We start from the raw sequence: 9,595 nt of genomic DNA on the forward strand, positions 1-9,595 counted from the left end.
TGCTTGATGGAGTACAAGCATACGGTATTCTAACAGGACGAAAATAAAAAAAGCATTCCTCGTGAATACAAAAACAATGTTTCAATTAGCAGAAGTTAGCTGTTAAAGCTTGTCTTTATCCAGTTTGATTTTTACCATAGTATGTGAGGTATATTAAATGAATAAGAAATCCTTTTTTATCATCTGTTCTACGTTGATTATAGCATCGAATCTTCTCATGATTTCCGTGGTGAACAAGGGAGAAGAAACAGGGAGCAATCTGTTTGTGATTGCTATAGCCTGTGTTTTATTACCAGCTTTTTTATATGCGGTTGAAAACCGACTGACTTCATTGGTAAGAGTAGAATCAATACTCCTGATTCAGTTGACAGTTATATCCCTACTCCGTCTTATCAACAGAATAGAGAGTACGCCTGAAATCTTCAACATTATTATTACCCTTCTCGTTTTGGCAAGTGGGACAGCTGCTATCCTTGTTGCGATCATGAGAATATATGAGAACATACGGAAGTGAGGGTGAGTAGTTCTCTATTTTGTATTTTCAAATTGTCAAGTTTCCCCAGGGCAAGTATGTTTTCCATGCTTGCTTTTTTAAATTTTTTAACAATTCAAGAGGTTTTGATGACCATTTATGATTTGGATGAAAAAAATTAATAAACAGTGATATACTAAACTTGTCAAAGTTGCAACAGGACAAAAATTAAAAATAAAAAGGAGTATTTGTCATGGATACAAAAATGATGGAACAATTTGAAATTATGGATACTGAAATACTTGATCATATAGAGGGTGGGGATGTATCTGATATTTATAAAGGGCACGCTGATCAGGGAAGTCCATTCGGTGCTTACCCTTCTATATTAAAAAATTCAGGTCCTTTTCCAGTAAGTGGGTACTGCCCGCGTGGTTATCATGACCGTGGTTATATAGGAGCAGGTTTCCATTTATGTGGAATATAGGCTGAAATATAAGAAATGAGGAAGAGTTTCTATGAAAAAGTATCAGCTTCTACTCAAAATAAGTGCAGTCTTCTCTTACTTATTTTTCGTATTTGGCCTTTCTCAGCTGACGCTTATTGTTCAAAATTATTGGCAATTTTCTTCCCAGATTGGCAATTTCGTCTGGATTCAAAATATCTTGAGTTTGCTATTTAGCGGAGTCATGATTTGGATTCTGGTTAAGACAGGCCATGGTTATCTCTTTCGCATTCCGAGAAAAAAATGGCTTTGGTATTCGATTTTGACAGTACTAGTGGTAGTGCTCTATATCTCTTTTAACGTTCAGGCAGCTAAACATGTTCAGTCAACTGCTGAAGGTTGGGCGGTATTGATCGGTTATAGTGGGACCAACTTTGCTGAGCTAGGTATCTATATAACCCTGTTCTTTCTGACTCCACTTATGGAAGAGCTGATTTATAGAGGATTACTGCAACACGCCTTTTTTAAGCATTCGAGATTTGGCCTTGATTTGCTCCTTCCTTCCATTTTATTTGCTCTTCCTCATTTTTCAAGCCTGCCTAGTCTGTTAGATATCTTCGTCTTTGCAACATTTGGCATCATCTTTGCTAGTTTGACTCGCTATACAAAGAGCATTTATCCTTCCTATGCGGTGCATGTGATTAATAATATTTTCGCGACATTACCATTTTTGCTGACTTTTTTACACAGGGTATTTAGCTAAAAATCGTAGATTAAAAATAATTATCGATTTTAAGAAGTGAATAATGGAATTTAATATTATTCACTTCTTATTAGTTGATTGGGAAGATTGTACTCTTTGAGTAATTTAAGATGTTTTGATGATAATTCAAGATTTGTATGAAAAACTTTAACAAATAGTGTTATACTAAAATTGTCAATTGCAACAGGATAACAATTAAAATTAAAAATAAAAAAGGAGGTATTCGTTATGAATACAAAAACGATGTCACAATTTGAAATGATGGATACTGAGATGCTTGCGAAAGTTGAAGGAGGTTTCGGAGGTTGGGGAGATATGGTTGCTGGTTTATTGGGTGGGCTAGCACCTTCTCCAACTTTGGATCAATTAAATGGTAAGTGGCCTATTATACATTTTTCAAAACCATGTGGTCCTTATGGTATAGGGGGAACTCCAAACTCATGTAATGGTATTTAAAAAGGATTGAAGCTATGAAGGCAAAATATGGGAATCAAATTGTTGATGTTTGGGAAATTGGTCAAGCAACTCCTAAACCAAGTTGGGTAGAGGAAGCTTTTCAAAAAAATTATATGGTTTGGTTGGATAATCATGTGCGCATTCTAATGGCAGGTCTTAACACTTCTCTTGCAACTAATATCAAGTTTGGTCTAGTTGGAACAGTTGGAGGAGGATTCGCTGGTTATGGGATGTATGTTCTTGGTTATCCAGGTGATTATATAGATATCACCAATCATAGAGTTGTTTCTGCTAAAACATTTCATAAAAGTTATCAAATTTTAGAAAATGATTAGATGTCATTTAATTGTAATGGAGAAAGCAATGAAAAAAATATTTTTTAAAAAACAGACCATTTTCCTTGCGAGATTGTTCTTAGGTCAGTTGCCTTTACTTGTCTCTACTTATCTATTTCTATCTCGCCAGTTTTTAAATTTTTCCTTGGTTTTCCAATTTCTCTTAGTGGTTATTAACTTAGCTTCCATTTTGCTCACTGTTTACCTCACTAGGGAAATGAGGATAAGAGAATTTGAAGATGATGATTTGGTTAGTCCTAGAACCAATCAACTCATGTATATAGGCTTGACAGGTTTTATGTCTATTATTTGTTTGTATAGAGGTGTCACAGCAGGAGAATCCTATCAACAACTAATTGCCTATATTGGCGCTATTCTCTGCTTGCTTATCATGCTTCTGCTCATTTGGGGTTTGAAGTATTATAAAAAGTAGAGGAAGGGTTTTCTTCTTAATCTGGGACTAGTCTAAAGACTGGCAGGAGGAGGTTATCCTGCCTTGTAGATAGTAGGGAGGATTTATATGAAAAGACACGCTATTCTTTTCAAAACGAGTGCAATTCTTTCTTATTTGTTTCTGTTTTTCGGACTGTTTTGGACAACCCAATTTTGGAGCAATTATTGGGAGTTCTCGTCTTGGGTAGGAAATATTATCTGGATTCGAAACATCATCAGCCTTCTCTTTATCGGCTTGATGGTTTGGATTTTGGTCAGGTCGGGCCATGCTTATCTCTTTCGCATCCCTAGGAAAAAGTGGTTGAGCTATTCTGTTCTGACGGTGTTAGCCGCTGTTGTGCTGATATGCTTTAACTATCTGACAGCTAAACACGTTCAGGGAACCAATGAAGGGTGGAATTTGTTTATTGCCTATAGTGAGACAAATTTTGCGGAGTTTGGTGTTTACCTAACCTTAATCGTACTAGGACCTCTGATGGAAGAATTGGTATATAGGGGCCTGCTTCAACATGCCTTCTTTAAGGATTCGAGATGGGGGCTGGATCTTCTCTTTCCGTCATTCTTATTTGCCTTGCTCCACTTTTCTAGCTTGCCAAGTCTCGCAGATATTTTTGTCTATACGACAGTAGGCTGTCTATATGCCTGGCTGACACGTTATACGAAGAGTATCTATCCTTCTTATTCGATTCATATTGTTAATAATATCATCGCAAACTTACCATTTTTGCTCACTTTTCTACATAGGGTCTTGGGGTAAAAAAACCAAAGCCTTGCTTTTTAGCCATAGAGGAGGTTATCATGTATAAACACTTATTTTTCCTAGATTCCAAAACCTTAGATTGGTTGACGCCCTATATTCTAGTCTTGGCTTCTGACACTATTGCCTTTAATGTTTTTGTGCTAACCTTTGTATCTGCGGCGGTCTTTAATTCCCTAAATTCCATGCTAGCTTTAATGGCTATCTTCTTAGGGGCTGGCTATGTGGTCGGATTTTGGTTACTCAAATGGTTTGTTTTGGAAAGGCTAGAGCTAAAGGATGACTTGTAGGGAAGTTTGTTTGTTGAGGAGGCTAGTTTTATGGAGTTTTTTGATAAATTTCATGCCTTTTGTTTTGGATTTTTAGTACTACTAATCGTCATTACAGTTCCTTATACGATTAACCACGGGGATTTTTTTCAAAATGAATCTGAATTGATTATTGTAAGTCTTCTTGTAACTTCGCTGAGTGTTACTTATGCTAGACAGTTTGAAATGATTTCTTTTGGGATGTTAAGCAAGAAAGACCTTTTGCTTTTCATTGCAATCTTTCTTCTAAGTGTACTTGAGACGCTGGTTTATATTCATTTCTTCGCTGTTTCTTCTGGCGCGGGAGTTCAACACTTGGCGGAAGTCAGCAGAGGAATTTCCCTGTCTTTGATTTTGACTTCCTCAGTTTTTGGACCCATCCAGGAGGAACTCATTTTCAGAGGACTTCTTCAAGGTGCCGTTTTTGACAATTCTTGGTTAGGGCTTGTACTGACTTCCTCTCTCTTTTCTTTCATGCATGGACCTTCTAATGTGCCTTCGTTTATTTTTTATCTACTTGGGGGGGTGTTGCTGGGCTTTGCTTATAAAAAGAGCCAAAACTTATGGGTTTCTACTCTAGTCCACATGTTTTACAACAGTTGGCCACTCCTATATTATTTATAAAAATCATGAAAAGGTAAGTAGGAGATTGTGCTTACCTTTTTCTTTCTATAATGATAACCCAAACGACTCCAGAGGCTTTTCTTTGAGAATCGGGTTAGAGCGGTTGACGAATAGGCCAAAAACTAGTAGAATAGTAAGGAAACTTTATACGGAGGAAAGAAATGGATTTGGGTGATAATGAGCTAACACTGACTCCCATACCTGGGAAAAGTGGCAAGGCTTATATGGGTAGCTATCCTGATGGGAAGCGCATCTTTGTAAAAATGAACACCTCTCCAATCCTACCTGGTCTAGCTAGAGAACAAATTGCTCCACAATTATTATGGAGTCGCCGTTTGGCAGATGGGCGTGATATGTGTGCTCAAGAATGGTTGACAGGCAAGATATTGACCCCCTATGATATGAATCGTAAACAAATCGTCAATATTTTAACCCGCCTTCATCGCTCACGTCCGTTGATGACACAGTTGAGTCGTTTGGGATATGCCATGGAAACACCTGTAGATTTACTACAGTCTTGGCAGGAAATGGCTCCAGATGCTTTGCGTAAAAATCATTTTATCAGTGAAGTGATGGCTGATTTACGTCAGACTATTCCAGGATTTAGAGAGGACCATGCGACCATTGTCCATGGAGATGTACGACATAGTAATTGGATTGAGACAGATAGCGGCTTGATTTATTTGGTAGATTGGGATTCGGTTCGCTTGACCGACCGCATGTTTGATGTGGCCCATATGCTCTGCCATTATATTCCAGAGCATCAGTGGAAGGAATGGTTGACCTACTACGGTTACAAGTACAATCAAACGGTATTAAATAAATTGTATTGGTACGGTCAATTGTCTTATTTGAGCCAGATTTCCAAGTATTATATGAACCAAGATTTAGAAAATGTCAATCGGGAGATTCATGGCCTGCGTCACTTCCGAGACAAGTATGGAAAGAGAAGATGAGAGTTAGAAATCGTAAAGGGGCGACAGAATTACTAGAGGCAAATCCCCAGTATGTGGTCCTCAATCCCTTGGAAGCCAAGGGAAAATGGCGGGACTTGTTTGGCAATGACAATCCTATTCATGTGGAAGTTGGAAGTGGAAAGGGTGCCTTTGTTTCAGGTATGGCCAAGCAAAACCCTGACATCAACTATATCGGGATTGATATTCAAAAGTCTGTTTTGAGCTACGCTTTGGACAAGGTGCTTGAAGTTGGAGTACCTAATATCAAGCTTTTGTGGGTAGATGGTTCTGACTTGACTGACTACTTTGAAGACGGTGAGATTGATCGCTTGTATCTGAATTTTTCAGATCCTTGGCCTAAAAAACGCCATGAAAAGCGTCGTTTGACCTACAAGACCTTCTTGGATACTTTCAAGCGTATCTTGCCTGAAAATGGAGAAATTCATTTCAAGACGGATAACCGTGGCTTGTTTGAGTACAGCCTAGTGAGTTTTTCTCAGTATGGCATGAAGCTTAATGGTGTCTGGCTTGATTTACATGCCAGTGATTTTGAAGGCAATGTCATGACAGAATACGAGCAAAAATTCTCCAACAAGGGGCAAGTTATCTACCGAGTTGAGGCAGAATTTTAAGAAATAGCCTGAAATCAGGCTGTATAAGTGCTTTTGCTTTACATAAGTTGGCAAACGTGCTATACTAAGAGTAAGAATATGAAAAGAGAGGCGGGGAAATATCTTCGCCTCTTGCTTATGAGGAGGTGGACGCAATCGCAACAATCGTAGAATTAGTCAGAGAAGTTGTAGAACCTGTCATAGAAGCTCCTTTCGAACTTGTGGATATCGAGTATGGAAAGATTGGCAGTGACATGATTCTCAGTATTTTTGTAGATAAACCTGAAGGAATTACCTTGAACGACACGGCAGACTTGACAGAAATTATCAGTCCTGTCCTAGATACCATCAAGCCAGATCCCTTCCCAGAACAATATTTCCTAGAAATCACTAGTCCAGGCTTGGAACGTCCTTTAAAAACCAAGGATGCCGTTGCTGGAGCGGTTGGGAAATACATCCATGTCGGGCTCTACCAAGCCATCGATAAGCAAAAAGTCTTTGAAGGAACCTTGTTGGCCTTTGAAGAGGACGAGTTGACCATGGAATATATGGACAAGACACGTAAGAAAACTGTCCAAATTCCATACAGTTTAGTATCAAAAGCACGTTTAGCAGTTAAATTATAGAAAAAGAAAGGATAGCTTTTGAGGATTCAAAAGTGAAGAAAACATGAGTAAAGAAATGCTAGAGGCCTTCCGCATTTTGGAAGAAGACAAGGGAATCAAAAAAGAAGATATCATCGATGCAGTAGTAGAGTCGCTTCGTTCCGCTTATCGCAGACGCTATGGTCAATCAGACAGCGTAGCTATTGACTTCAACGAAAAAACAGGTGACTTTACCGTTTATACTGTCCGTGAAGTTGTTGATGAAGTATTTGATAGCCGTTTGGAAATCAGCTTGAAAGATGCTCTTGCCATTAATTCAGCCTATGAGCTTGGTGACAAAATCAAGTTTGAAGAAGCACCTGCTGAGTTTGGTCGAGTAGCAGCCCAATCTGCCAAACAAACCATCATGGAAAAAATGCGCAAGCAAACACGTGCCATCACTTACAATACTTACAAAGAACATGAGCAAGAAATCATGTCTGGTACAGTAGAACGCTTTGACAACCGCTTCATCTATGTCAACCTTGGTAGCATCGAAGCCCAATTGTCAAAACAAGACCAAATTCCTGGAGAAGTTTTTGCTTCTCATGATCGTATCGAAGTATATGTTTACAAGGTTGAAGACAACCCTCGTGGTGTCAACGTCTTTGTTAGCCGTAGCCATCCAGAAATGATCAAACGCTTGATGGAGCAAGAAATTCCAGAAGTTTATGATGGAACTGTTGAAATCATGAGCGTGGCCCGTGAAGCTGGTGACCGTACTAAGGTTGCAGTTCGTAGCCATAATCCAAACGTGGACGCTATTGGTACAATCGTTGGACGTGGTGGAGCTAACATCAAGAAAATCACTAGCAAATTCCACCCAGCTCGTTACGATGCCAAGAGCGACCGTATGGTACCAATCGAAGAAAACATCGATGTTATCGAGTGGGTAGCAGATCCAGCTGAATTTATCTACAATGCCATTGCTCCTGCTGAGGTTGACCAAGTTATCTTTGATGAAAACGACAGCAAACGTGCCTTGGTGGTTGTTCCTGATAACAAGCTTTCTCTTGCTATCGGTCGTCGTGGGCAAAACGTTCGCTTGGCAGCTCACTTGACTGGTTACCGTATCGATATCAAGTCTGCTAGCGAATTTGAAGCCATGGAAGAAGCTGGTTCGGTAGATTTGGGATCAGAAAACGATACTATCGAAGAATAAAAGCTGCTAGAGGAGGGAAAGATGAAAACGAGAAAAATCCCTTTGCGCAAGTCTGTTGTCTCCAATGAAGTGATTGATAAGCGTGATTTGCTCCGTATTGTCAAGAACAAGGAAGGACAAGTCTTTATTGATCCGACAGGCAAGGCCAATGGCCGTGGCGCTTATATCAAGCTAGACAATAAAGAAGCCCTAGAGGCTAAAAAGAAGAAGGTCTTTAACCGTAGCTTTGACATGGAAGTGGAAGAAAGCTTTTATGATGAGTTGATCGCTTATGTGGATCACAAAGTGAAAAGAAGAGAGTTAGGACTTGAATAAGCAAAAGATAAGTAATCTCTTGGGACTTGCTCAGCGAGCAGGGCGTATCATATCGGGTGAGGAATTGGTCGTCAAGGCCATTCAAGATGGCAAGGCCAAGTTGGTCTTTCTAGCCCATGATGCTGGACCCAATTTGACCAAGAAGATTCAAGATAAAAGTCATTATTATCAAGTAGAAATTGTAACCGTGTTTTCAACACTGGAATTAAGCATAGCAGTCGGAAAATCGAGAAAGGTTTTGGCTGTGACAGATGCTGGATTTACAAAGAAAATGAGGTCTCTTATGGAATAGAAGAGGAGGACATGATTTGTCTAAGAAAAGATTGTACGAAATCGCAAAAGAACTTGGAAAAGAAAGTAAAGAAGTTGTAGCGCGTGCAAAAGAGTTGGGCTTGGATGTGAAAAGCCACTCATCAAGTGTGGAAGAAGCTGTCGCTGCAAAAATCGCTGCCAGCTTTAAGCCTGCAGCAGCTCCGAAAGCAGAAGCAAAACCTGCAGCACCAAAAGCAAGTGCAGAAAAGAAAGCCGAAAAATCTGAGCCAGCTAAACCAACTGTAGCTAAGGAAGAGGCAAAACCGGCTGAGCCAGTTGCTCCGAAGGCAGAAAAAGTAGCAGCTAAACCGCAAAGCCGTAATTTTAAGGCTGAGCGTGAAGCTCGTGCCAAAGAGCAGGCAGAACGACGCAAGCAAAACAAGGGCAATAACCGTGACCAACAACAAAACGGGAACCGTCAGAAAAACGACGGCCGCAATGGTGGAAAACAAGGTCAAGGCAACCGCGACAATCGCCGTTTTAATGACCAAGCTAAGAAACAGCAAGGTCAGCAAAATCGTGGAAATGAGCGTCGTCAACAAGAGGACAAACGTCCACATCAAGCGGCTCCACGTGTTGACTTTAAAGCCCGTGCAGCAGCCCTAAAAGCAGAGCAAAATGCAGAATATGCCCGTTCAAGTGAGGAACGTTTCAAGCAGACTCAGGCTGCCAAAGAAGCCTTGGCTCAAGCTAACAAACGCAAGGAGCCAGAGGAAATCTTTGAAGAAGTGGCTAAGTTAGCTGAACAAGCGCAACAAGTTCAAGCAGTGGTTGAACCAGCTCCTGTAGCTAAAGAAGCGCCAGTGGATACACGTCGTAAAAAACAAGCTCGACCAGACAAAGAACGTGATGATTATGATCACGAAGAAGATGGTCCTAGAAAACAACAAAAGAATCGAAGTAGTCAAAATCAAGTGAGAAATCAAAAGAATAGTAACTGGAATAACAACAAAAAGAACAAAAAAGGCAATAACAAGAACAA

General features: G+C 39.9%; 15 protein-coding genes. All 15 read left to right on the top strand.

Going from position 1 to position 9,595, the window contains the following annotated elements; all coding sequences use genetic code 11:
- Nucleotides 1-725 precede the first annotated feature (725 nt).
- Nucleotides 726-959: a ComC/BlpC family leader-containing pheromone/bacteriocin gene (locus QMQ21_RS10395; RefSeq protein ID WP_084923456.1), complete on the top strand. Its 234-nt coding sequence runs from the start codon at nucleotides 726-728 to the stop codon at nucleotides 957-959.
- 31 nt (nucleotides 960-990) lie between these two features.
- Nucleotides 991-1,680 carry a CPBP family intramembrane glutamic endopeptidase gene (locus QMQ21_RS10400; protein WP_084953066.1) on the top strand — a complete coding sequence of 230 codons (690 nt, stop codon included), beginning with the start codon at nucleotides 991-993 and terminating at the stop codon, nucleotides 1,678-1,680.
- A gap of 228 nt (nucleotides 1,681-1,908) precedes the next feature.
- Complete coding sequence (locus QMQ21_RS10405; RefSeq protein ID WP_001093489.1) at nucleotides 1,909-2,136, top strand: Blp family class II bacteriocin; 228 nt, start codon at nucleotides 1,909-1,911, stop codon at nucleotides 2,134-2,136.
- A 14-nt stretch (nucleotides 2,137-2,150) separates the two neighbouring features.
- Entirely contained in the window at nucleotides 2,151-2,471 is a 321-nt protein-coding gene (locus tag QMQ21_RS10410; protein ID WP_000645118.1) for a hypothetical protein, read from the top strand.
- Between the two features lie 28 nt (nucleotides 2,472-2,499).
- Entirely contained in the window at nucleotides 2,500-2,904 is a 405-nt protein-coding gene (locus tag QMQ21_RS10415; RefSeq protein WP_261814401.1) for a hypothetical protein, read from the top strand.
- 87 nt (nucleotides 2,905-2,991) lie between these two features.
- Nucleotides 2,992-3,681 (top strand): CPBP family intramembrane glutamic endopeptidase, encoded by a 690-nt coding sequence (locus tag QMQ21_RS10420; protein ID WP_261814402.1) that lies wholly within the window; start codon nucleotides 2,992-2,994, stop codon nucleotides 3,679-3,681.
- 41 nt (nucleotides 3,682-3,722) lie between these two features.
- Nucleotides 3,723-3,971, top strand: coding sequence for an immunity protein BlpZ (gene blpZ / locus QMQ21_RS10425; protein ID WP_004257561.1), 249 nt, complete (start codon nucleotides 3,723-3,725; stop codon nucleotides 3,969-3,971).
- Between the two features lie 30 nt (nucleotides 3,972-4,001).
- Nucleotides 4,002-4,613: a CPBP family intramembrane glutamic endopeptidase gene (locus QMQ21_RS10430; protein WP_261034918.1), complete on the top strand. Its 612-nt coding sequence runs from the start codon at nucleotides 4,002-4,004 to the stop codon at nucleotides 4,611-4,613.
- 161 nt (nucleotides 4,614-4,774) lie between these two features.
- Nucleotides 4,775-5,569 (top strand): cell cycle regulator CcrZ, encoded by a 795-nt coding sequence (gene ccrZ / locus QMQ21_RS10435; protein ID WP_261048003.1) that lies wholly within the window; start codon nucleotides 4,775-4,777, stop codon nucleotides 5,567-5,569.
- Complete coding sequence (gene trmB, locus QMQ21_RS10440) at nucleotides 5,566-6,201, top strand: tRNA (guanosine(46)-N7)-methyltransferase TrmB (protein WP_001266094.1); 636 nt, start codon at nucleotides 5,566-5,568, stop codon at nucleotides 6,199-6,201. Before ccrZ ends, trmB begins: the two co-directional genes overlap by 4 nt.
- Nucleotides 6,202-6,326: 125 nt before the next feature.
- A complete protein-coding gene (gene rimP / locus QMQ21_RS10445; protein ID WP_001808691.1) occupies nucleotides 6,327-6,806 on the top strand; it encodes a ribosome maturation factor RimP in 480 nt (159 codons plus the stop codon).
- A 43-nt stretch (nucleotides 6,807-6,849) separates the two neighbouring features.
- Nucleotides 6,850-7,986, top strand: a complete 1,137-nt coding sequence (gene nusA / locus QMQ21_RS10450; RefSeq protein WP_000032286.1) for a transcription termination factor NusA — start codon at nucleotides 6,850-6,852, stop codon at nucleotides 7,984-7,986.
- Between the two features lie 21 nt (nucleotides 7,987-8,007).
- Complete coding sequence (gene rnpM, locus QMQ21_RS10455) at nucleotides 8,008-8,301, top strand: RNase P modulator RnpM (protein WP_000857567.1); 294 nt, start codon at nucleotides 8,008-8,010, stop codon at nucleotides 8,299-8,301.
- Complete coding sequence (locus QMQ21_RS10460; protein ID WP_001041390.1) at nucleotides 8,294-8,593, top strand: YlxQ-related RNA-binding protein; 300 nt, start codon at nucleotides 8,294-8,296, stop codon at nucleotides 8,591-8,593. Before rnpM ends, QMQ21_RS10460 begins: the two co-directional genes overlap by 8 nt.
- 16 nt (nucleotides 8,594-8,609) lie before the next feature.
- On the top strand, nucleotides 8,610-9,595 hold a 986-nt coding region (locus QMQ21_RS10465), incomplete at its 3' end, for a translation initiation factor IF-2 N-terminal domain-containing protein (protein ID WP_261814403.1).

Source organism: Streptococcus bouchesdurhonensis, from assembly GCF_948472335.1.

Bases quoted from the DNA above. Each gene is read 5' to 3' on its own strand.
- QMQ21_RS10395 (WP_084923456.1), top strand. From the start codon at position 726: ATGGATACAAAAATGATGGAACAATTTGAAATTATGGATACTGAAATA.
- QMQ21_RS10400 (WP_084953066.1), top strand. From the start codon at position 991: ATGAAAAAGTATCAGCTTCTACTCAAAATAAGTGCAGTCTTCTCTTAC.
- QMQ21_RS10405 (WP_001093489.1), top strand. From the start codon at position 1,909: ATGAATACAAAAACGATGTCACAATTTGAAATGATGGATACTGAGATG.
- QMQ21_RS10410 (WP_000645118.1), top strand. From the start codon at position 2,151: ATGAAGGCAAAATATGGGAATCAAATTGTTGATGTTTGGGAAATTGGT.
- QMQ21_RS10415 (WP_261814401.1), top strand. From the start codon at position 2,500: ATGAAAAAAATATTTTTTAAAAAACAGACCATTTTCCTTGCGAGATTG.
- QMQ21_RS10420 (WP_261814402.1), top strand. From the start codon at position 2,992: ATGAAAAGACACGCTATTCTTTTCAAAACGAGTGCAATTCTTTCTTAT.
- blpZ (WP_004257561.1), top strand. From the start codon at position 3,723: ATGTATAAACACTTATTTTTCCTAGATTCCAAAACCTTAGATTGGTTG.
- QMQ21_RS10430 (WP_261034918.1), top strand. From the start codon at position 4,002: ATGGAGTTTTTTGATAAATTTCATGCCTTTTGTTTTGGATTTTTAGTA.
- ccrZ (WP_261048003.1), top strand. From the start codon at position 4,775: ATGGATTTGGGTGATAATGAGCTAACACTGACTCCCATACCTGGGAAA.
- trmB (WP_001266094.1), top strand. From the start codon at position 5,566: ATGAGAGTTAGAAATCGTAAAGGGGCGACAGAATTACTAGAGGCAAAT.
- nusA (WP_000032286.1), top strand. From the start codon at position 6,850: ATGAGTAAAGAAATGCTAGAGGCCTTCCGCATTTTGGAAGAAGACAAG.
- rnpM (WP_000857567.1), top strand. From the start codon at position 8,008: ATGAAAACGAGAAAAATCCCTTTGCGCAAGTCTGTTGTCTCCAATGAA.